Consider the following 21,181-nt stretch of genomic DNA (forward strand, 5'->3'; position numbering starts at 1 on the left):
GTGCTCCTATAGGGCGCCGTCGGGTTTGCCTTCGGGGCCGTAGATGTAATCGTCGATCACCTTGTGAAAGTGGCGGATACGCAGTTCCTGCTTGCCCAGCCACAGCCCCCGGTAGCCTGCCGAGTTCATGCCGCGCTGCACGCCGGGCAGGTTGGCCGCATCCTGGTCGAGGACCAGTCCGATACTTTTCTCGCCGTGGTGGAATTGCTGATGTTCCGGTGGTTCCGGCCACTCCTCGCCCTCGGGAATGAGCTTGAAGGTCCAGATGTCGAAATACATGCGGTTGGGGTCGGTGGCGTGGGGCCGCTGGCGGAACAGCCAGTAGTCGTCCGCGTGCATGTTCAGGGTGATGTTGGGAAAGATCAGGTAGTGGAAATCGTCCGTCAGTTGCGCGTCGTGCAGCCGCGAATAGTCTTTGCCATGTGCGGTGCCGTTCTGACGTTTCCATGCCTGAAGATCGGCCCGCACGTCCTTCACCCGGCCGTAGTAATCGGCGGGATCCATGCCTGCGTCCTTCATCAGGCCCTTGATTCCGGGGGGGATGTCCGGCGGTTGATTGACCCGCGGGCTGAGTTTGGCGAATTTGATCAGGTAGCGGTTGTGCCGTTCGTAGCAGTCGATCTGGATGTTCAGATCGTCCAGATGCCACAGCAGTTGAGGATGGATGCCCTGAACATGGTAGCTTTCATTGAAGGCATCGACCGATGTCTTCCAGTTGCAGTCCCATTCCACCGTGACATTCCGCTCGCGTGCCATGCGTGGCAGGTTGTACGGGTCCAGGTGCTCCGGAATCTCGCCCAGATATTCGGCCAGTGGCCCCACGTCCGGGTTGAGGCTGAAAAAAACCAGGCCGGCCCAGGCTTCGCAGGGCAGTTCCTCGAGGCCGGTGCATGGCGTGCCCTGGGGAAAGGTTTCGGCATCCGGGATGTGCTTGAAACGTCCGTCCAGGTGGTATTCCCAATGGTGGTAGGCACACTGGAACGATGCTGCGTGACCGGCCCCGCTGGGCCGCAGCAGATTGCCGCGGTGCTGACAGACATTGTAGAAGGCACGCAGCCCGCGGTCGGGCTGTCGGACGATCAGAATGGACTCGCGCCCGATCTCGGTCACCACGTAATCGCCGGGCTCCGGCAGGTCCTGTTCCATGCACCCCAGCAGCCAGACCCGGCTCCAGAGGCGGTCCCATTCCAGGCGCATGAAATCCGGGTCCGTGTAACGTTCCTTCGCAATGATGGTATCCGGAATATCCGGGTCCGGCGCCTTGTCCAGCGGCGTCATGCGCGCGTTTTCGGTTGTTTCGTCAAGCATGGTGCTCATTCCAGTTCGCTCAGTGCCCAGCGGATGCCGCGGCGCATCAACTCGTAAAACGCCGGCTGTTTCCAGCTGCCGCGCTCGATGTCCGGGTAATGCTCCATCAGCGGCTGCATGTCCAGCGGGCCGCGGGCGTGCCCCAGGTTCAGATACAGGATTTCGGCGTCTTCCCAGGGGTGCAGATACATGACCGGAACCCGGCCGGTGCCGCGCCAGTCGTGACGCGCGAACCCGGGCGCCGTTCCGTCAAATTCCGTTTCGAGCAGGCACTCGCAGGCTCCGGTGAACCGGCTCAGATAGAGTTCATCGTCCGCCTCGAATGGCTCGATACCGTCGACCAGCGGGTGCGTTCGGGACGGCCTGACCGTGAACGGGCGGATCGGCGGATGGGCTTCGAACTGGCTGCCCAACATGTCGAAGAACCGCGGAGCCGTCCGGGGGGCTTCCCACAACCGCGTTTCCCGGTTGTAGCGCAGGCTCGAGTTGGTGCCGTGCAGGGCGAACCAGCGGCCGCCCTCGCGCAAAAACTGCGCCAGGCTGTCGATCTCGGCTTCGGCCGGAACCACGTCACTGGTGTACGTGATCAGGGCGTTGGCGTGGTGCAGATTGTCCTGGTCGCGGTAGTCGCTGGCGACCGTCGCGCGCACGTGCGGCAGTTCGGCCAGCAGCTTGAGAACTTCCAGCCGTGCGAAGTCGAAGTCGTGGTAGCGGCCACCACAGACGAAATGAACGTCCTTGCGCGCCGTGCCCTGCATCAACCCATCATGCGGGCGTCAGAACTGCACGCGCTTGGTGAACCCATTGTCCGCCACGAGATTGATGCCGGTCACCAGGCTTGCCGCCGGGCTGGCCAGAAATGTAACGACGCGCGCGACTTCTTCGGGGGTGCCCATGCGGCCGGCCGGAATCTGCTCCATGGTGCTTTCGTACATTTTTGGAACCGCGCCCTTGATCATTTCCCAGGCGCCGCCCTCGAAATAAATGGGTCCCGGGGACACGACATTGACGCGTACGCCCCGTTTGGCCACGAACTGCGAGAGCTGTTTGCCGTAGGTGATCAGCGCCGCCTTCATCGCGTTGTAAGCCATCGGTCCCATGAACGTCTCGACGGCGTTGGTCGACCCGATGATGACGATCGAACCCGCATCGGATTTCTTCAGCAGGGGCAGCAGCGTTTCGGCTCCCCTCACGGTGTGCAGAACATCGATCTCGAAATTGCGCCACCAGTTCTTCTCCGAATCCATTCCGCCGCCGCCGCTGACATTGGGTACGAAGATGTCGACACCGCCCAGGGAGTCGGCGGCTGACTCGAGCCAGGCCTTGTAGGCGTCCGCATCCTTGACGTTGACCGGCTCCGCGAACACGTTGACACCGTATTCCTCCCGCAGAGCCTTGCCAGCCTTGGCGGTCGCCTCGTCGTCCCGTGCGCCCACCGCGATGTCCGCACCTTCGGCGGCCAGTTGTTCGGCGATGGCGCGTCCGATGCCGCGTGTCGAACCCGTGATGACCGCCTTGCGACCCTTCAGACCCAGATCCATGTTGCCCGACTCCTGCTGATTTCCGGCTGCCCGTATTGCACAATGGGCGGATTGATTGATATCAGCGAGTATACTTCATGCCCTTCTCTAAAAAAACAGTCATGATTGTTTTTTTATAGCTTCTGGCGGGGATCATAATCGGATTTGGGAACGGTGGAGAAACGTAAGCGGATGAGCAAGAGAATCATGATTGTCGGAACCGGACAGGCCGGCGTGCAGGTGGCGGTCAGCCTGAGGCAGGGAGGGTTCGACGAGGAAATCGTCATGGTGGGTGCGGAGACGCACGTGCCGTATCAGCGCCCGCCACTGTCCAAGCAGGTGCTCAAAAAGGAGTGGGCAGCCGAACGCTGCCAGTTGCGGCACCTGGAGTTCTACCAGGACCACGACATCGAATTGCTGCAGGGCACGCGTGCAACCCGGCTCGACACCGGCGGTAGCAACCTGGAACTCGATGACGGCAGTGTCTGGCATTACGACGCGCTGGCCTTGTGCACGGGCAGCCGTCTGAATCGGCTCAACATGGACGGCGGGGACCTGCCGGAAGTGCGATACCTGCGGACAGTGGACGACGCGCTGGACCTTTCAGGCCGACTGCAGCCCGATAGCCGGCTGGTGGTGATCGGCGGTGGCTACATCGGTCTCGAGGTGGCCGCGGCGGCACGCGGACTCGGCGCTGATGTCACCGTGATCGAAGCGCTCGACCAGGTGATGCAGCGTTCGGCGCTACCAGAAATCGCGGCCTTCCTGCGGCGCCGGCACGAGGATGCCGGTGTGAGCTTCGTCATGGGCGCCAGGGTCAGCCACATCGTGGGAGATGGCAGGGTCGAAGCAGTGGAACTCGAGGACGGTCGGCAGATTCCGGCCGACGTGGTGATGGTGGGCGTGGGGGTGCGGCCCGACTTGCGGCTGGTCGAGGGCAGTGGTGTGGAGACCGCGCGCGGGGTGCGCGTTGACGGTGGCTGCCGTACCAATGTCGAAAATGTTTTCGCGGCGGGAGACGTGGCGGAATCGGCGCACCCTCTGCTCGATGGCTGGCACGTGCTGGAATCGGTTCAGAACGCGGTCAGCCAGGGCAAAATCGTCGCGGCCAACATGCTCGGCCGGGACGAAACCTACAGCGAGGTTCCGTGGTTCTGGTCGGAGCAGTACGACAGCCGGCTGCAGATGGCGGGTATTCCACGCACTTCCGACCGTCACGTATTCCGCGCAAACCCCGACACAGGGGGCATGAGCGTGTTCTGCGTCGCCGGTGATTACGTGTCCGCGGTGCAGTGTATCGATTCTCCACGTGACTACATGGTCGGGCGACAGTTGATTTCCAACCGCACAACAGTGCAGGATGCTCCGCTTGCCGATCACCATTTCAATCTGAAGGAACTGCTTTGATTTCGATTAACGTTACCGACCGTGAAGGTCAAACCCATACCGTGGAAGGTCAACCCAACGACAAGTTGATGGAAGTGCTGCGCGAGTTCGACTGGGGCGTGGCCGCCATCTGCGGTGGCATGTGTTCGTGCGCGACCTGTCACATCTTCGTGGAGGACGAATGGCTCGAGACTTTCCCGCAACGCGAGATGGACGAGGAGGAGTTGCTTGAATTTCTCGACCACTTCAAGCCGAATTCAAGATTGAGCTGTCAGCTGGAACTGCGCGAAAAACATGACGGACTCAAGGTCACCCTGGCGCCCGAAGAATAGGGCACCCGTTCGCCGTCACTGAATGGTGAGTGCGTTGTCGAGCAGCAGCTCGGCGCCGTTCATGAAGTGCGATTCGTCGCTGGCGAGGTACAGCACGAGATTGGCCACGTCCTCCGGCCGGCCGATGCCGATGGGGTCTTGCGGGTTGCTGGTGCCCGGCTCGGGGACATCCATGCCGAGCTGGGCGAACGACGTGCGCACCATCGGGGTGTCGATGGCGCCCGCGTGGATGGAATTGCAGCGGATGTTGTAGCCATTCATCTGGCAATGCACCGCCAGTGACTTGGTCATGCTGCGCACGGCACCCTTGGCTGCGGTGTAGGCGAAAAACACCGGGTAGCCCAGGTGGGAGGCCACGGACGACATATTGATGATGGACCCGCCGCCGCGCCGCTTCATGACGGGTATGGCGGCCTGGCAGCCCAGGAACACGCCTTCGCTCATGACCGCATTGGCGCGCCGGAACTGCTCGAGCGTGGTCTCTTCCGGGTTGGCCACGACGACGATTCCCGCATTGTTGACCAAAACATCCAGTCCGCCGAAATCCTTTTCGACCCGGGCGATGATATCTCCCCAGGCCGCCTCGTCGGTGACGTCGTGATGTTCGAATCGCGTCTGCCCGCCCGTGGCGCGGGCGATATCGGCGGCAACCTCGCGACCGGCGTCGTCGACGTCGGTCAGTATGACCGTGGCGCCTTCCTTGGCCAGGCGCAGTGCATCAGCCTTGCCCAGACCGGAAGCGGCCCCCGTGATGACGACGACTTTACCGGTGACGCGGCCCATGGCTTGTTCCTCGAAAACGAAGTCGCGACATCCTAACAAGCACCCATGCTTGTTACAATCAAGCCTGATTTTTTTATACCGCAGTGCGGTACACTGCGTACATTCAGCCCTGGGTAGTGCAGCGATCAGGAGACCGGTCCGCCGGGATGATAACCATGACCGCCAACAAGAAATCCGTGAAATCTTCCGTTTCGGCCTCTGAATCCGCCACGGAACCACAAGGGCCTGGGGAAAGTGGCTGGCAGGCCCGCAAAAGTGCGGCCACCCGGGATCAGATCATCTCGGCGGCCATCCGCTGCATCGTCGAGTCGAGTTATTCGAAGACGACGACCATGAAAATCGCTGCAAAGGCCGGTTTGTCCCGCGGAGCGACGCTGCATCACTTCCCGTCGAAAATGGACATCATTCGCGCGGCGGTCGATTACCTTCACGAAAAGCGGCTGCAGGCGTTTCGGCGCTCGATTCGTGAACTCCCAGCGGATGCCGACCGGGTCCGCCTCGCGGTCCAGTCTTACTGGGCGCACGTCAATCATCCGATCTACGTGGCCTTCTTCGAACTGTCGGTGGCCGCGCGTACCGATCCGGAACTGCGCGAAATCCTGCGTCCGGCGCAGCGCGCATTCGATCAGGAGTGGTATGTCACGGCGCGTGACCTGTTTCCCGAATGGCAATCCGATCCGAAGGCCTTCGATCTGGCCCTGAACCTTACCCAGCAACTGATGGAGGGTATGGCCATCAGCTACCTGACACATGCCCGCGAAGACAACAAGGAACAGTTGCTGGACTACCTGGAAGCGAAGCTGCGGGAACTGAAACCGTCGTAGTGCCGGGACCGTTGTCGCCGGCACGGGGCCCTGATGGCCGCGGTGTTGCGGCCGCCCGGCTCAGTCGATCAGAAAGCGGTGGTTGAGATCGTCATCGTGCAGTGAAACCAGTTCGAGTTGTACCGAATCCTCGGCGACGCCCCTAAAATCGAACCGCACTTCAGGTGCACTGGAAACGATGCGTACGCTTTCCGGAAACTCGTAGGCCAACAGGGCGGAGGCTTCCGCGGAATCCTCGGCCTGGCCTTCCATCGAGTAGGTGACCGAATGGTGAGCCTGCTGGTCGGCGTTGTTCAGGTGCATGGTGACCGTCGTGTTGTTCTGTCGAGCCGTATTGCGCGCGATGCGCAGATTGAGATCCATGTGCTCGACGGACGCCTTGAATTCCGCCCGGGCCGCGGCGCCGCTCAGTGACGGTGAAGCGAAGGAAATGAGAACCGCGAGCAAGCCGACTGCGATCAGCACCTCCAGCACGGTGATGCCGGCCTGACGGGTCATGGCTTGAAATCGTTCGGGTCGCTGTCCGCGACGGTCCTGCGGTGCGCTGGCTGGACGATGCATACTGTAACCGCTCCTGATCTGAACTGATTCGATCCGGCCGGCTCTTCGCCGACCGTCCCCTGGGATCGTCCCTGTCCGTAAACGTGAGCCCGGCGAGCGGAGTCATCGTTGAGCGCGTCCTTTGCGCAATTGAATTCGCAGTGCTGCCGTTACGTGCGGGCAGCAGGACGAGGGTCGGGGTGGGAGCGGATGCTTTTCGCATCCAACTTGAATGCAGGCATTCGCAAAACGTTCTGATTCCGTACCTCACACCCGCCTGGCGGATGCGTTTCGTACGGGCCCCTTTTTCGTCCTGCCGGTGGCGGAACCGCCCCTTGCGGACCGCGCTTAAACCGGCTTCATCAGTATATATGGCCCGACCCCCGTAACGGGTGCCGGGCCATGACCGTTCGTCGGCCAAAACCTGCCGTTCGTCTGCCGGGAGGGCAATTCGGCCCCGGCGCGGCAGGGTTTACGCCATCAATGCTTGATTTTCCACGTGACGATTTTCCAGCGGTCGGTGTTGTCCGAACGCACATCGACGCCCAGGTAATAAGCCTTGCCGGCCTCCACGTTGAACTTCAGAGTGCTTTGTCCAATGGGCCCTTCAGGCACCGGCAGTCCGCCTTCGGCGGCGAAGGTCTTGCACAGGGCGGGATCACCGGCTCCGTAGCCACTGATGGAATGCGTACCGGCTTCGAATTCGAAGCGGTCCGTCGGTGCACCGTCTTCGACTTCCTGGCCATCGACCGCGGTGACCACGAGCGGAAGGATGCAGCGTTGGGATTGATCATCAGAGGTCACGACGATGCCGCTGGCGGCGTCTTCCGCCCAAATCGAAGCTGAACCAGTGATCATGGTGGCGACCATCAGTGTGCGAATCAGACTGTTCATTCAGTACTCCCGCGGGTTATGGGTGTGAAAAATGAGGGGCCGGACGTGAACAGGATAGCTCCCTGCCAGGCCACCTGCTACGGATAGACGTTGAACTCGCGGATTAGTTCCTGTCCCGCCGGCCGGGTTCATGCGTCGGGGTCGGGTGCCGGGTCCCGGGTCCCGGAAATCCGGCGGGCGACGTTGACACTTCGTCCGGCCATCTGATTTGATGGCCGGGCACCAGAACATACCGGACAGCGCGACGGGGCCAGTGTGTACCTTTCAAATCCGGCAGGGAATCCAGCGCGCATGCCGCGGTCCAAATGACAGGAGTGAGCGATGATGACGCGGTTACCGGTACACAAATTGATGGTGGGGCTGCTGGCCTGGACATCCCTGGTCAGTGCCGATCCCGCGCAGGTCGATGATTTTCACTGGACCGGCGTGGAGCGGATTATCGCGATTGGTGACCTGCACGGAGATTACGAGAACTACCTCGCCACCCTGCGGGCCGCCGGTTTGATCAATCGCAGGGATCGCTGGTCGGGCGGTGCCACGCATCTGGTGCAGACCGGGGACATCCCGGATCGCGGACCCGACACGCAGCGCATCATGGAGCATCTCGACGGCCTGGTTCGTGCCGCCCGGCGCAAAGGGGGCGCCGTGCACCGCCTGATCGGAAACCACGAGGCCATGAACGTCTACGGCGATTTGCGCTATGTGTCGCCCGGTGAGTACGAGGCATTCGTGGACCGCAATTCATCAAAGTTGCGTGACCGCTATTTCGAGGTCGTCATGCGCGACCTGCAGCAGCGCGATCCCGAGGCTTTCGCCAATCTGCCGGAAAATTACCGCGTGCAATGGGACCAGGAGCATCCGCTGGGCTGGGTGGAACACCGGCAGGCCTGGGACCCGCGCTGGAATCCCGAAGGCGAATTCGCCAAACGCGCGCTGGGCCTCAAGGTCGCCGTCCAGATCAACGATCTGCTGTTCGTGCACGGCGGGATCAGCCATCGCTATTGCCGCAATTCGTTGGCTTCACTGACCGAAGAGGTGGTCGGGCACCTGCGCGAATTCAATCCGGCGGACACGGGGCCGCTGGAAGACGAGTTCGGACCGTTGTGGTACCGCGGGCTGTCGGGTCATCCCCCCGAAGCGACCGAGGAGGTCGTTCAGGCCATCCTGGACCACCACGGCGCGCGACACATCGTGGTTGGCCACACGCCGACCAGTGGCGTCATCTGGCCGCGTTACGACGCCCGGGTTATCCAGATCGATACGGGGATCGCCGCCGCTTACGGTGGCTATGTGGCTTACCTGGAAGTGACACCGGAAGGACTGTTTGCGGGTTATCCCGGGGGCCGCGTCCCGCTGCCGGGGACCGATGATGAGCGCATCGCCTACCTGCAGAAAGTGATCGCCCTGGCGCCGGACAACCCCCACTTGCAGCAGCGGCTCGCCAGGTTGCAGGCACCCGCGGTGGAGTCCGGTGCGGATGGGGAATCGGTCCCGGATGCGGAGTCCGCGGCGACTGAAACCAGCGCCGCGGCCGTGGGCGCCCCCGCGTCGGTGACGGAGTCCGAACAGCCTACTTGCGGCATTTACGAATAACGTTCTTTTCGAAACTCCGATCGTTCTTGAGGATATCGAAAAAGTCTTCGAGATAGCGGCTCACGACCTTGACGCTGCGGCCACTGAGTTGCGGCAGGTTCTGCACGGCTTCCAACATCTGCGTCTCCAGGCCGAGGAATTTTTCCCGCGCGGCCGGCAGGGTCGGATTGTGCACGCAGAAGCCACGAAACAGCCGCTGCGTCACGTAACGGATCGGCAGATTATCGTTGGGGGCCGCGTAATGTGCATCCACGATGCCCGAGGAATCGAAGTCGTACGGGATCGCGACGAGATCAGCCTGCGTGTCGGTGCCGATCAGCTTGGCGTTGTGGCAGCACTTCTCCGATCCCGGTCCGCCGAGGCTGGACCAGTCGACATTGCCGATCATTAACTGAAACAGGGCGTATTCGCTCGCCGTGACGGGCTCGAGCTGTTCCGGGTCGATTTCGAACAGGTCGATTTTCTTCAGGTCGTTCCGCTTGGCGACATCGCTGTCGTCCTCGATCAGGAATGCGAATTTTCCCGATTGGCTGGATCCGCCCTCGGCTTCGACGTAGCGTACCTCCAGCGGGCGCGCCCGGAAGCTCAAATCAGTGACCTGGTTGTACAACACGTAGGCCAGATATTCCTTGACGTAGTACTGTTCCCAGCGTTTGCCCTTATCGCAGTGCGTGACCATTTTCAGGGATTTCTGGCCGCGGAACGTCGTGCCCTTGACGTCGGTCTTGTCGATGCGCAGCCGGATTGGCGGAAAGTCGCAGACTCGCTGGCGCGTCAGTCCGCGCCGTTCGACGGTGGCGGGTACGGATTGCGTGCGGCCCGTTTCGTCGGTCCAGGTCAGGGTGGCAGGGTAGGGATCCTCGTTGCTGCGGTCGCGGATCAGGCGCCTCCAGGGTGCTTCGATTTCAAGCGCGAGTTCGGTTTCGGACTCGAACAACTTCAGCGGCTTGGCGTCGCCAGCGGGTTGGGTTTCCTCCTGCGCGGAGGCGTGGAAACCGATGAACAGCAGAAAGAGGGCGATGATCAGGCGCACCGGCAGAGGGGACGAGCGGGTCCCGTGTCGGCGTGGTGCTGCACTTGAAGAAGGCATGGGCGGACTCCTGCGGCGTTCACCCCATTATAGTCATCCGCCGGCCGGTACAGCCCGGCCTCCCGTCCGTTGGCGCCGGTCCGGGGAACTGCGCGGAAGCCGGTTGTTTCAGTGCAGGATGCGTGCCCGGATGGTGGAGGGTATGGCCCGAAGCGCTTTCAGGAGGCCTGAAGGGTCACCGGTCTCCAGATCCATCACCACGTAGCCAATCCCGCCGTGGGTGTCCAGATACTGGGATGCGATGTTCACGTCGTTATCGGAAAACACACGGTTGATGCGCTGCAGAACTCCGGGTTCATTGCGGTGTATGTGCAGGATCCGGCTCGCACTCGCGTGGTCGGGCAGGGAAACCTGCGGAAAATTGACTGCCGAGACGGTGGAGCCGTTATCGCTGTAACGTACCAGCTTGCCAGCGACTTCCACGGCGATGTTCTCCTGCGCTTCCATGGTGCTGCCACCGATGTGGGGGGTGAGCAGGACGTTGTCGAATTCTCGCAGTGGCGACTCGAAAGGTTCGCTGTTGGAACCCGGTTCAGTGGGAAAAACGTCGATGGCGGCGCCACCGAGGTGATTCTCACGCAAGGCCCCGGCCAGCGCCTCGATATCGACCACGGTCCCGCGGCTGGCGTTGATCAGGAAGGCGCCGGGGCGCATGGCGCGCAGGAATGCCGCATCGACCATGCGCCGTGTCTGCGCCGTTTCCGGGACGTGCAGGCTCACCACATGTGCTTCGCCGAGCAGCTCTTCGAGCCCGGCACGCATCACTGCATTGCCCAGCGGCAGTTTGTGTTCGATGTCGTAGTAGAGCACGCGCATGCCGAGTCCCTCGGCCAGAATCCCCAGTTGCGTGCCGATGTGACCGTAGCCGACGATGCCCAGGGTCTTGCCTCGAATCTCGTGGGCGCGGGACGCCGACTTGAGCCATTCGCCGCGATGGGCGGCGGCATTGCGTTGTGGAATCCCGCGCATCAGCATGATCACTTCGGCCAGTGCGAGTTCGGCCACGCTGCGCGTATTGGAAAAGGGGGCGTTGAACACCGGGACGCCCCGCAACTGGGCGCTTTCCGTATCCACCTGGTTGGTGCCGATGCAGAAGCAGCCAACCGCCGTCAAGCGGTCCGCAGCCGCGATTGCTTCGGTATCGAGCTGGGTACGTGAACGAATGCCGACGAAATGAACGCCGGCGAGTTTTGCCGCGAGTTCGGCCCCCGTCAGCGCGTGATCCAGCGTTTCGATCCGCGAATAGCCATGCTGCCGGATCACCTCGGCGGCCATGGGGTGAATCCCCTCCAGCAATACGAACTTGATTTTGTCCTTGTCGAGGGAGTAGTTTCTCGCTTCCGTCGTCATTGCCTATCCACCAGGAACCCGCGCGAAGGCCGCATTCTGAGGAATCCGGCCGGTCCGCGCAACCAGGAGTTGAAATGAACACCCGTAACGCCCCTGGCGCTCTGCGCGAATTGCAGTCGGCCTGCCCCGATGTCGAAATTTCGACCGAGCCTGCAGTGCTCGAATCCCACGGTCTGGACTGGACCCGCTTCCGCGACCCGGCGCCGCTCGCGGTGGCGTTCCCGCGTAAGCTCGAAGACGTGCAGGCCCTGGTGCGGCACGCTTGCGGTGCCGGCCTGGCGATCGTGCCGTCGGGCGGGCGAACCGGCTTGTCCGGCGGTGCGGTGGCGGCGGGTGGCGAACTGGTCGTGTCATTCGACCGGATGCGCCAAATGCTCGAATTCGACCCCGTCGATGCATCGATCCGCGTGGAGGCGGGGATGACGACGGGTGCGGTGCAGGAATTCGCGGCGGCGAATGACCTTTACTACCCGGTTTCATTCGCTTCCGAAGGCACCAGCCAGATTGGCGGAAACATCGCGACCAATGCGGGGGGAATCCGCGTGCTGCGTCACGGCCTGACCCGGGAGCGGGTCACCGGTCTGAAGGTCGTGACCGGCACCGGTGCGGTGCTCGAGTGCAACCGCGGCCTGATCAAGAACGCCAGCGGTTACGACCTCAGGCACTTGTTCATCGGCAGCGAGGGAACGCTTGGGCTCATCGTCGAGGCGACCCTGCGGCTGGAACGCCGGCCTCCGCCGGGCAAGGTCATGCTGCTCGGTCTGACCGGCCTCGATGCGTTGATGAACGTATTTTCCGATCTGCGCCGCACCGTGGCGCTGTCGGCATTCGAGTTTCTCACCGACAAGGCACTGGCCCACGTCTGCGCCGGCCACGAACTGTCCCGGCCGCTGGAAACCGAGTGTCCGCTATACGTGGTCGCCGAATTCGACTGTCCGGGCGACGAGGCGGAGGAAGCGGCTCTGGCGAGCTTTGAACGTGGCGTGGAACGGGGTTGGCTGGCGGATGGCATCATCGCCCAGAGCGCGGCGCAGAACGCGGAGTTGTGGCGTTACCGCGAGGGGATATCGGAATCGATCACCGCGCTGAGGCCGTACAAGAATGATCTCTCGGTACGCATCTCCCGGGTACCCGAATTTCTCCAACGCATGGATGCGCTGGTGGCGGAAATCGCATCCGATTACGAAGTCGTGTGGTACGGCCACATTGGTGATGGCAACCTGCACATGAACATCATCGGTCCCGAAGGACTGGGGCCGGACGAGTTCGAGGCGCGTTGCCATGAAATCAGCAACCGCACCTATGCGCTCACCGAGGAAATGGGTGGCAGTATCTCGGCCGAACACGGCCTGGGGCTGCTGAAGAGTCCCTGGCTGGGCCGCGCCCGTTCGGCAGCGGAGATCGAGGCCATGCGGGCGATCAAACGGGTGTTCGATCCGGCTGGAATTCTCAATCCAGGCAAGTTGTTTCCCAACGACGGCTGAGGTGGTGTTTCAGAAGTCCTGCAGTTGGGTGGTGCCGATCCCCTGGTTCCCCAGCAAAATGGGAATGCCGTCGGCCACGGCGTAGATGACTTTGCCGTCCTCGGTGATCAGCGCATCCGTCAGCGGCTCGGCGACGCGCTCGCCGCTGACATAATCCACCGCGCCGGCGTCGATCGCCGCGTTCAGTTTTTTCAGGCGTGACTTCTCCAGCCGGGCCAGGGGCACTTTGCTGACCGGGCAGCAGAGAATTTCCAGAAGCTTACCGTCGACCGTCATGTTTCGTTCCGCTGTTGGCGACGCTCCATTCTAACCGAGTAGCGGCCCCGGGAGTGACCCCGGTGTGACCCGATTGGGGGTCGGGGCTGTTACAATACGCCGCTTTGCTGACGCCGCGTCGCGACGGCCTGAAGAGTCATGGACAACAACCCTGAAGTCGGAATCATCATGGGCTCCCAGTCGGACTGGGAAACGATGCGGCATGCCGCCGAAACCCTGGAACAACTGGGGATAGCACACGAAACCCGGGTGGTGTCCGCGCACCGCACGCCGGACCGCATGTTCGAATACGCCGAAACCGCGGCTGAACGCGGTATCCGCGTGATCATCGCGGGCGCTGGCGGCGCGGCCCACCTGCCGGGAATGGTCGCCGCCAAGTGCGTCCTTCCCGTGCTGGGCGTGCCCGTGCGTTCGCAGGCGTTGAGCGGCATGGATTCCCTGCTGTCCATCGTGCAGATGCCGGCCGGAGTGCCGGTCGGGACGCTGGCCATCGGCAAGGCCGGTGCGACCAATGCGGCGTTGCTGGCCGCTTCCATTCTGGCGGCCGGCCGGCCGGCGTTGACCGAAACCCTGGTCCGCTATCGGGAAAAGCGCCGCGAGGCCGTGCTTGCGCGGCCTGACCCGGCGGCGGAGTAAGGCGATGAGCGATTCCGGCCCCGGGCACCCCGTCCGGCGCATCGGCATTCTCGGTGGGGGGCAGCTCGCGCGCATGATGGCGCTGGCTGGCGTGCCGCTGGGTTTTCACTTCGACATCCTGGATCCGGCTGAAGACGCTTGCGCCGGGGCTGCGGGCCGTCTTGTCCGCGCGGGTTTCGATGACGCGGACGCGGCCGCCGAACTGGCCGGTCAGGTCGATGTCATGACCTACGATTTCGAAAACGTACCGGCGACCACGGCTGGTGCCGCGGCCGGGCGGGTTTCGTTCCACCCGTGTGTCACGGCGCTCGATGCCTGCCAGGACCGGCTGGCCGAGAAGAATCTGCTGACCCGGCTCGGTATTCCGGTCCCACCTTTTCACGCCGTCGATGGGCGCACCGATCTGCTGGAGGCCGTCGACCGGTTCGGCTATCCGTGCGTGCTGAAAACCCGGCGTTTTGGATACGACGGCAAGGGCCAGGCCGTGCTGCGCGGGCCGGAGGATCTGGAGCACGCCTGGCAGGAGCTGGGAGACCACCCGTTGATCGCCGAAGCCTTCGTCGCGTTCGATGCCGAGTGTTCGCTGATTGCCGTGCGCGCCCGTGATGGCCGCACCGGTTTCTGGCCCCTGTCCCACAATCTGCATGACGCCGGCATGCTGGTACTCAGCGAGGCGTGCATTGCGGGTGGTGATTTGCAGGCTCAGGCCGAGGACATCGGCAACCGGCTCATCGAGCACTTCGATTATGTGGGCGTGATCGCGGTGGAATTTTTCGTGACCGACGGCCGCCTGTCGGTGAACGAGATTGCGCCACGAGTGCACAATTCCGGCCACTGGACCATCGACGGCGCGGTGACATCGCAGTTCGAAAACCACCTGCGGGCGATCAGCGGGCTGCCGCTGGGCAGCACCGCGCTGGACCGGCCATCGGTCATGTTCAACTGGATTGGCGCGATGCCGGATGCGGGTGAATTACTCGGGCTCGAAGGTCTGCACTGGCATGATTACGGGAAGAAGGCCCGCCCCGGGCGCAAGGTCGGACACGCGACCCTGGTTCTGCCGGATGAGCAGCAACTCGGCAAACAGGCTCAAGCGCTGGCCGCCCGTCTCGGAGGCGCCTGGCCGGATCGCTGGAGCCGGTTCAGCACGGCCCGCGGCCGCCTGGCTGGCGACTGAGCGCCGCGGTCTTCGGACAGCCGTCCGGTCAGTCCGCGAGTCCGCGCACCAGCCCGGAAACGGTTTCGACAATGCGGTCGGCCTCCGGCTCTTCCAGGATCAGCGGCGGCAGAAGCCGAATCACTTTTTCCCGGGTCACATTGATCACCAGGCCTTGTTCCAGCGCCTGATCCTTCAGCGCGGTGGCCGGTCGGTCCAGTTCGATGCCGATCATCAGGCCGCGGCCTCGAATGTCGGTTACCAGCGGGAGTCCGCCGAGGGCTTCCCGGAATCCGGTCAGGATCCGCTCGCCCAATTGGGCCGCGCGGTCAGCCAGACCCTCCTCCCGCATGACGTCCAGCACCGTGCATGCCGTGCGACAAACCAGTGGATTGCCGCCGAAGGTCGATCCGTGGCGGCCCGGGCTGAGCAATTCCGCGGCCGCGCCGCGCGCCAGGCAGGCGCCAATCGGCAGTCCGTTGGCCAGCGCCTTGGCCGTGGTGAGGATATCCGGCACCACGTCTTCGTGCTGGTGCGCGTACCAGTGCCCGCTGCGGCACAGCCCGCTCTGAATCTCATCGCAGGCGAGCAGCCAGCCACGGCGATTGCAGATGGACCGTAGCCGGCCCAGGTAATCGGCATCCGGAACCTGGATCCCTGCCTCGCCCTGGATGGGTTCCACCAGCACCGCCGTGATGGACGGATCACGGTCGGCGACTTTCTCGATGGCATCGATATCGTTGAATGGAACGCGAACGAAGCCGCTGACCAGCGGTTCGAAGCCGGCCTGGGCCTTGCGGCTTCCCGTCGCGGACAGTGCCGCCAGCGTACGGCCGTGAAAACTGCCGTCCATCACGATGACGCCCGGTGTGTCGATACCGCGTTCGTGCCCGGCGAGACGAATGATTTTCAACGCGCATTCCACTGCCTCCGTGCCGGAATTGCAGACGAAAGCACGGTCCAGTCCACTGACGTCCGCCAGCCGGTCGGCCAGGGCTTCCTGCCAAGGGATTTGAAACAGGTTGGCGGTGTGGATGAGTTTTCCGGCCTGGTCCGCGATGGTTTCCGTGACCCGGGGGTGCGCATGGCCCAGGGCGGTCACGCCCAGTCCGCTGACCGCATCCAGGTAGCGATTGCCTTCGCTGTCCCACAACCAGGCGCCTTCGCCCCGCTCCATGGCCACCGGCATGCGGGCATAGGTGTTCATCAGGTGTTCGCTCATTTCGATCGTGTATCCCAGTCAGTCAGAATCATGTGGAAGAGGGTTTTTGCCAGGAATGCGGGCGCGTGGGCTGTCCGGTTCTCCGTGGCTGCCGTTCAATGGGTTGCGCGATAGCCGAACCGGCACGGGTCAGAACCCGGTCAGGATTTTCCAGCGGTTGACGATCGCGCAGAACAGCGCGGCCGTGCGTTCGGTGTCGTACACCGCCGAATGTGCCTCCGCCTCGTTCCAGTCGAGCCCGGCGGATTGCACCGCGCGCGACAGCACGGTCTGTCCGAAGGCGAGACCGGCCAGGGTCGCGGTGTCGAACGAACTGAACGGGTGGAAAGGGCTGCGTTTGAAATTCGTACGCTCAATGGCCGCATTCAGAAACGACAGGTCGAAAAACGAGTTGTGCCCGACCAGGATGGCTCGCTGACACCCGGTGGCCCGCAGTTCCTTGCGAACGGGTTGCGCAATGCGGCGCAAGGCCTCTTTTTCGGGCAGGGCGTTTCGCAGCGGGCTATCGAGTTTGATCCCGGTGATTTCCAGCGACTTCGGGTCGATGTTCGAACCCTGGAACGGTTCGACATGGGTCGAGATCGTTTCGGCGATGTTGATGCGGCCGAAGTCATCCATGCGCAGGATGCAGGCGGCGATTTCGAGCAGCGCGTCGGTCCGGGAATTGAACCCCCCCGTCTCGACATCGATGACCACGGGCAGAAAGCCCCTGAACCGATCTGCAATGCGCGGCATAATGTGATCAACTCCGGGTGTTGAACCCTGGCAAACGAACCGCCGAGGATACGGGATTGACTAGGGAATTGCCATGCGCGTCTTGAAGCCTGTGGAACGTACCCCGAACCGGACCCATCAGCGGCCGGTGCGGCCGCGGACCGTGGCCCGCTGGCGCCGCGCGCCGGGACTCGTTCTGCTGGTCATGATGCTGTTGGGTGCCAATGCGCCAGCCGGGGCGGCACCGGAGCAGGGGAATGCCGACTCGGTGTACTGGCGCATCAGCACGGAACGGGGTCTGGCCGGTTACCTGCTCGGCACCATTCACAGCGAAGATGCCCGTGTGGTCGACTTTCCCGAAAGCCTGGTGAAGCAGCTGACCTCGTGCGAGGTATTCGCGATGGAGATGGTGCCGGATCTGCCCACCCTGAGCCGGCTCACCGATTACATGCATCACGCCGAGACAGGTGTGCTGGAAGACCAGCTCGGCGCGGAACGTTATGCGCGGGTGATGCAGGCGCTCAGCGGGTATCAGGTGCCGGACCCGTGGAAAGCCCGGATGAAGGCCTGGGCGGTGCTGCTCACCTTGAGCGTGCCACCGCCACAGACCGGGTTTTTCATGGACCTGTCGCTGTCGCTGCGTGCCGCCGGCTCCGGCATGCGGGTGACCGGACTGGAAACCCTGGATGAGCAGCTGTCTTTTCTCGAAAACATGCCGCTGGATTTTCAGATCCGGTTACTGGATCAGGCGCTGGCTGAGTACCACGATGTGGGCGAGATTCATCGCATGATGGTCGATGCCTATCTGACCGGCAGCCTGGAGCGGCTCGAATCGCTCTCGGATCAGCAATTCGAACAGTTGGAGGAACCTGTTCGGGCCTATTTCACCACGCAGGGGATCGACGCGCGCAACCAGCGGATGATGGAAAACCTGGACCCCCTGTTGGGGGAGTCACGGGTATTTGTTGCCGTCGGGGCACTCCACCTGCCCGGCGAGCAGGGGCTGATCGCTCTGTTGCGGGCCGCGGGCTACCGGCTGGATGCGCTGCCGAGTCCGTTTGTTGCGGAATCCCCCGCGCCGGTTACCGCAGCAGGCGGGGGATGAGGCTGGTCGCCAGCGCCAGTACGAAGAACACGATACCCCACGAGGGTTCCAGGAATACGGTGGTCACACCCAACACCAGGAACGCCAGGGCGGCCGCGTTGGCATCACCCAGCCTGTCGTCGACGCCAGCTTCCCGCCCGCTCAGTTTCAGCAGCAGATGGTCCAGGCTCAGTCGCCCTCCACCGTGGAATACCAGCGGCAGCAGGATCAGGATGAACAGCAACGGCAGTTTGAAATTGCCAGCCCCCTTGGAAGTGATGACGTAACCGTTCCACAGGGTTTCGAAGCTGTCCCACTGCGCGGGCCAGTGCACCGCCGCGGTGGCGACAGCCGTGATGACGATCAGGGATACGGCCGCGAATCGCGTGAACAGGCCGAACAGGATCAGCACCGCGAACGCCAGTTCCCCCCAGGTGGCGGCAAGCCAGTTGAGTTCCTGTGAAAGCGTACTGAACGGCCATGGAAAACCCTTTTGCCAGTCGGCCCAGGGGATGTCGGCGAACCAGTTCGAGCCGTTCAGCTTGGTGATTCCCGATTCCCAGAACTCCCAGAACATGATGGCGCGTAGCGCCAGCGGCCAGACGTAGTCGCCGGATGCGCGCAGCCGGGCGGTCAGCGAGTCATAGATATCGAACATTGGGGATTCTCCTGGGCAAGCCGCAGCGGGTTTGCGGATTCAATCCGAATTCGGGACCGGCTGGGTGCCGAGTATCACGTCCCGTGTTTTGAGGTCGTCGAGCAGACTTTTTCCATGCCCCACCAGGGCTGCAGGGTCCGGGTGTGCGATGCGTTCGGCGACCTGCAGCAGTAATTCGTGGCCCGTGCGTTGCGGGTCTTCGGACATCAGGTGCAGCAGCAGTTGAGTGACGTCATTGAGCTGCATGAAGCGCACCTGGTCCCGGCGATTGCGGTAGACCAGTAACTGCGTGATCTGATCGCCCGGCCTGTCAGGACGGAAATCTGGGGCGATACGATGCACCGGATATCGGTAACTGAGTGGCCAGGCCAACGGCGAGAGTACCGGTACACCCGCGATCAGGTCACCCTGCGGGTCGGCGGTGACTTCGTCCAGTTCCCGCGTATCCAGCGACAGCGCCAGTTCGATCCATTCGTAGTGTGCCAGCTCGAGAAGGAAGGGCGGATCGCCGTCCTTCGCGTTACGGAAATCCTGCAGGTAGCGCAGAAATTCCTTTGGCAGTTCCGGAAACAACGGAGTATGTGCCCGATGTTCGATGAAAAATTCGCGGACCAGCCGCTTCCATCCATCATCATCGTACAGCTTCCGGGTGACCGGGAAGTTGCTGGCCAGCAGGCCGGATATGTTCCTGAAGAACAGGTCGCGATAGACCTCCATACGCCGGTCTTCGATGTCCGCTGGCGCTGCGACGCCCTCCGGATCACGGATATGTCCCGCGAATCCGGATTGCAGCCGGGCCAGGCGTTCAGGCGCGCTGTCGGAGTTCATCCGGCCGGTCCTCGTCCCGAAAGCGGTTCTGGATGGTGGTGATGCGCCCGACTTCAGCCATCAGTTCGTCGACGGGAGGAAAATTGAAATCCCGTTCGAGCAGGGTGGGAAACACGCCGTAGACGCGGTAAGCCTCTTCGAGCAGTTTCCAGACATCCGGGATGACCCCGGCGCCATGGGTATCGATGATCAGGTCTTCCGCTTCGTTGTAGTGGCCGGCGATATGACCGTAGGCAATTCGATCGCCGGGCAGGCCGTGCAGAAACTCCACCGGGTCGTAGCCGTGATTCACGCTGTTGACATAGATATTGTTGATGTCCAGCAACAGGTCACAATCCGCCTCGCTGATGACCGCGTTGATGAACTCGATTTCGCTCAGTTCGGCGCCTGGCGCGGCATAGTAGGACACGTTTTCGATGGCGATACGCCGGTCGAGCACGTCCTGGACGTGCCGGATGCGTCCGGCCACGTAGTGCACGGCTTCGGCGGTGAACGGAATCGGCATCAGGTCATACAGGTGCCCGTCGTCGCTGCAGTAGCTGAGATGTTCGCTGTACGAACGGATTTCATGCTCGTCGAGAAACTGGCGCACCCGGCGCAGGAAGGGCTCATCGAGCGGTGAGGGTCCACCCAGCGACAGGGACAGGCCATGAGTGACGAAGGGGAAGCGCTCGGTGAAGCTGCGAAAGTCGCGGCCCAGCCGGCCGCCGACATTGATCCAGTTTTCGGGAGCCACTTCCATGAACGAGACTTCATCCATGGCATGGGAGCGAAGCGGGCCCAGCAGGGCCCGCCTCAATCCCAGTCCGGCACCGTCGACCGGGTAGGGGTGTGTCAATGCTTCAGACATTTGCTGTGGTCGGTTCAGCGTTCAGTGGCGTATTAAACGCTGCCACCGCACTTGCCTTCGCCACACTTGCCTTCGTCACCTTTGTCTTCGCCGCACGACCCTTCCTCGCCTTTGTCGTCGCCGCACTTGCCTTCGCCGCACTTGCCTTCACCGCACTTGCCGTCGTCGCCTTTGTCGTCGCCGCACTTGCCTTCACCGCATTTGCCTTCTTCGCCGTCACCGCCGGCCAGCAGGTAACCGCTGTCCAGGTCGGCGGCCGCGAACGGATTGTCGGCGGCAACAGCCGTCGTCGAGAACGCAACGGATGAAATGAATGCCACGCCAACAGCGGCGGCAACGGGCTTGATGATCATGTTCTTGTCGGACATAGGATAAAACCTCCACGATAGATTTATTGGGGTCGCGTGACCCACGTATCATCCAGCAATCCCGATGCGTCGGGAAACGCTGAAACCTTCGGACTCACTTCCCGGCACCGGATGGTAGTCCGCGCTCCGAAGCGATCTGAAAAGCCTAGCAGCAGCGCAATCAATTGCAAAAAATGCGTTACTGCGGATTTCGGGGCAGAAGACCGGTAACCGTCGCGGATTATTGCAAGTCGTTTGACATCGATGGGGACATTCGCGCCGCAGCGAACGCCGAATACGGCGCAA

General features: G+C 62.6%; 23 protein-coding genes. 8 read left to right on the forward strand and 15 right to left on the reverse strand.

Features of this window, described 5'->3' with window-relative positions:
- Positions 1-6: 6 nt before the first annotated feature.
- Genes V3330_RS07005 through V3330_RS07015 form a run of 3 tightly spaced genes read right to left on the reverse strand, consistent with a single transcriptional unit; the run spans position 7 to position 2,849 of the window.
- Complete coding sequence (locus tag V3330_RS07005) at positions 7-1,308, reverse strand: aromatic ring-hydroxylating oxygenase subunit alpha (protein ID WP_354694692.1); 1,302 nt, start codon at positions 1,306-1,308, stop codon at positions 7-9.
- Positions 1,309-1,313: 5 nt separating this feature from the next.
- The gene (locus V3330_RS07010; protein WP_354694693.1) at positions 1,314-2,066 is read right to left on the reverse strand and encodes a ThuA domain-containing protein; all 753 of its coding nucleotides are present in this window, start codon (positions 2,064-2,066) and stop codon (positions 1,314-1,316) included.
- A gap of 18 nt (positions 2,067-2,084) precedes the next feature.
- The gene (locus V3330_RS07015; protein ID WP_354694694.1) at positions 2,085-2,849 is read right to left on the reverse strand and encodes an SDR family NAD(P)-dependent oxidoreductase; all 765 of its coding nucleotides are present in this window, start codon (positions 2,847-2,849) and stop codon (positions 2,085-2,087) included.
- A gap of 171 nt (positions 2,850-3,020) precedes the next feature.
- Between V3330_RS07015 and V3330_RS07020 the strand changes: the two genes are divergently transcribed.
- Together V3330_RS07020 and V3330_RS07025 are read left to right on the forward strand one after the other, a co-directional pair.
- Positions 3,021-4,235 carry an NAD(P)/FAD-dependent oxidoreductase gene (locus tag V3330_RS07020; protein ID WP_354694695.1) on the forward strand — a complete coding sequence of 405 codons (1,215 nt, stop codon included), beginning with the start codon at positions 3,021-3,023 and terminating at the stop codon, positions 4,233-4,235.
- The gene (locus tag V3330_RS07025; RefSeq protein ID WP_354694696.1) at positions 4,232-4,546 is read left to right on the forward strand and encodes a 2Fe-2S iron-sulfur cluster-binding protein; all 315 of its coding nucleotides are present in this window, start codon (positions 4,232-4,234) and stop codon (positions 4,544-4,546) included. The genes V3330_RS07020 and V3330_RS07025 overlap by 4 nt, the downstream gene beginning before the upstream one ends.
- 15 nt (positions 4,547-4,561) lie before the next feature.
- Here the strand turns inward: V3330_RS07025 and V3330_RS07030 are convergent, their stop codons facing one another.
- Positions 4,562-5,329 (reverse strand): SDR family oxidoreductase, encoded by a 768-nt coding sequence (locus V3330_RS07030; RefSeq protein WP_354694697.1) that lies wholly within the window; start codon positions 5,327-5,329, stop codon positions 4,562-4,564.
- A 176-nt stretch (positions 5,330-5,505) separates the two neighbouring features.
- Between V3330_RS07030 and V3330_RS07035 the strand changes: the two genes are divergently transcribed.
- A complete protein-coding gene (locus tag V3330_RS07035; protein WP_354694698.1) occupies positions 5,506-6,153 on the forward strand; it encodes a TetR/AcrR family transcriptional regulator in 648 nt (215 codons plus the stop codon).
- Positions 6,154-6,213: 60 nt separating this feature from the next.
- Here V3330_RS07035 and V3330_RS07040 read toward each other — a convergent pair whose 3' ends face one another.
- Together V3330_RS07040 and V3330_RS07045 are read right to left on the reverse strand one after the other, a co-directional pair.
- Positions 6,214-6,714 (reverse strand): pilus assembly FimT family protein, encoded by a 501-nt coding sequence (locus V3330_RS07040; protein WP_354694699.1) that lies wholly within the window; start codon positions 6,712-6,714, stop codon positions 6,214-6,216.
- A 459-nt stretch (positions 6,715-7,173) separates the two neighbouring features.
- Positions 7,174-7,587, reverse strand: coding sequence for a hypothetical protein (locus V3330_RS07045; RefSeq protein ID WP_354694700.1), 414 nt, complete (start codon positions 7,585-7,587; stop codon positions 7,174-7,176).
- A 324-nt stretch (positions 7,588-7,911) separates the two neighbouring features.
- Between V3330_RS07045 and V3330_RS07050 the strand changes: the two genes are divergently transcribed.
- Entirely contained in the window at positions 7,912-9,180 is a 1,269-nt protein-coding gene (locus V3330_RS07050) for a metallophosphoesterase (protein ID WP_354694701.1), read from the forward strand.
- Here the strand turns inward: V3330_RS07050 and V3330_RS07055 are convergent.
- Together V3330_RS07055 and serA are read right to left on the reverse strand one after the other, a co-directional pair.
- Positions 9,158-10,270, reverse strand: a complete 1,113-nt coding sequence (locus V3330_RS07055) for a hypothetical protein (protein ID WP_354694702.1) — start codon at positions 10,268-10,270, stop codon at positions 9,158-9,160. The genes V3330_RS07050 and V3330_RS07055 overlap by 23 nt on opposite strands.
- Before the next feature lie 108 nt (positions 10,271-10,378).
- Positions 10,379-11,620, reverse strand: coding sequence for a phosphoglycerate dehydrogenase (serA, locus tag V3330_RS07060; protein WP_354694703.1), 1,242 nt, complete (start codon positions 11,618-11,620; stop codon positions 10,379-10,381).
- A 74-nt stretch (positions 11,621-11,694) separates the two neighbouring features.
- Between serA and V3330_RS07065 the strand changes: the two genes are divergently transcribed.
- Positions 11,695-13,104, forward strand: a complete 1,410-nt coding sequence (locus tag V3330_RS07065) for an FAD-binding oxidoreductase (protein WP_354694704.1) — start codon at positions 11,695-11,697, stop codon at positions 13,102-13,104.
- Between the two features lie 9 nt (positions 13,105-13,113).
- Here the strand turns inward: V3330_RS07065 and V3330_RS07070 are convergent, their stop codons facing one another.
- On the reverse strand, positions 13,114-13,380 hold the full coding sequence (locus V3330_RS07070; protein ID WP_354694705.1) for a Trm112 family protein: 267 nt from the start codon (positions 13,378-13,380) through the stop codon (positions 13,114-13,116).
- Positions 13,381-13,518: 138 nt separating this feature from the next.
- Between V3330_RS07070 and purE the strand changes: the two genes are divergently transcribed.
- Together purE and V3330_RS07080 are read left to right on the forward strand one after the other, a co-directional pair.
- The gene (gene purE / locus V3330_RS07075) at positions 13,519-14,016 is read left to right on the forward strand and encodes a 5-(carboxyamino)imidazole ribonucleotide mutase (RefSeq protein ID WP_354694706.1); all 498 of its coding nucleotides are present in this window, start codon (positions 13,519-13,521) and stop codon (positions 14,014-14,016) included.
- A 4-nt stretch (positions 14,017-14,020) separates the two neighbouring features.
- Positions 14,021-15,193: a 5-(carboxyamino)imidazole ribonucleotide synthase gene (locus V3330_RS07080; protein ID WP_354694707.1), complete on the forward strand. Its 1,173-nt coding sequence runs from the start codon at positions 14,021-14,023 to the stop codon at positions 15,191-15,193.
- 28 nt (positions 15,194-15,221) lie between these two features.
- On the opposite strand, the gene V3330_RS07085 is transcribed toward V3330_RS07080, so the two are convergent.
- Together V3330_RS07085 and rnt are read right to left on the reverse strand one after the other, a co-directional pair.
- A complete protein-coding gene (locus tag V3330_RS07085; RefSeq protein ID WP_354694708.1) occupies positions 15,222-16,394 on the reverse strand; it encodes an aspartate aminotransferase family protein in 1,173 nt (390 codons plus the stop codon).
- A 129-nt stretch (positions 16,395-16,523) separates the two neighbouring features.
- Positions 16,524-17,129 carry a ribonuclease T gene (rnt, locus tag V3330_RS07090; protein ID WP_354694709.1) on the reverse strand — a complete coding sequence of 202 codons (606 nt, stop codon included), beginning with the start codon at positions 17,127-17,129 and terminating at the stop codon, positions 16,524-16,526.
- 73 nt (positions 17,130-17,202) lie between these two features.
- On the opposite strand from rnt, the gene V3330_RS07095 reads away from it, so the two are divergent.
- Positions 17,203-18,213 (forward strand): TraB/GumN family protein, encoded by a 1,011-nt coding sequence (locus V3330_RS07095; protein ID WP_354694710.1) that lies wholly within the window; start codon positions 17,203-17,205, stop codon positions 18,211-18,213.
- On the opposite strand, the gene V3330_RS07100 is transcribed toward V3330_RS07095, so the two are convergent.
- From V3330_RS07100 to V3330_RS07115, 4 genes are read right to left on the reverse strand one after another with little or no spacing between them, the layout of a single operon-like run.
- Positions 18,191-18,850, reverse strand: coding sequence for an HvfX family Cu-binding RiPP maturation protein (locus tag V3330_RS07100; RefSeq protein WP_354694711.1), 660 nt, complete (start codon positions 18,848-18,850; stop codon positions 18,191-18,193). The two genes, V3330_RS07095 and V3330_RS07100, sit on opposite strands and share 23 nt — an antisense overlap.
- A 39-nt stretch (positions 18,851-18,889) precedes the next feature.
- Positions 18,890-19,678 (reverse strand): HvfC family RiPP maturation protein, encoded by a 789-nt coding sequence (locus V3330_RS07105; RefSeq protein WP_354694712.1) that lies wholly within the window; start codon positions 19,676-19,678, stop codon positions 18,890-18,892.
- Positions 19,656-20,528, reverse strand: a complete 873-nt coding sequence (locus V3330_RS07110; protein ID WP_354694713.1) for an HvfB family MNIO-type RiPP peptide maturase — start codon at positions 20,526-20,528, stop codon at positions 19,656-19,658. Before V3330_RS07110 ends, V3330_RS07105 begins: the two co-directional genes overlap by 23 nt.
- Positions 20,529-20,560: 32 nt before the next feature.
- Positions 20,561-20,896 (reverse strand): HvfA family oxazolone/thioamide-modified RiPP metallophore, encoded by a 336-nt coding sequence (locus V3330_RS07115; protein WP_354694714.1) that lies wholly within the window; start codon positions 20,894-20,896, stop codon positions 20,561-20,563.
- Between the last annotated feature and the right edge of the window lie 285 nt (positions 20,897-21,181).

It is taken from the genome of Elongatibacter sediminis, assembly GCF_037892215.1.
GTDB classification, from domain to species: Bacteria; Pseudomonadota; Gammaproteobacteria; order Xanthomonadales; family SZUA-36; genus Elongatibacter; species Elongatibacter sediminis.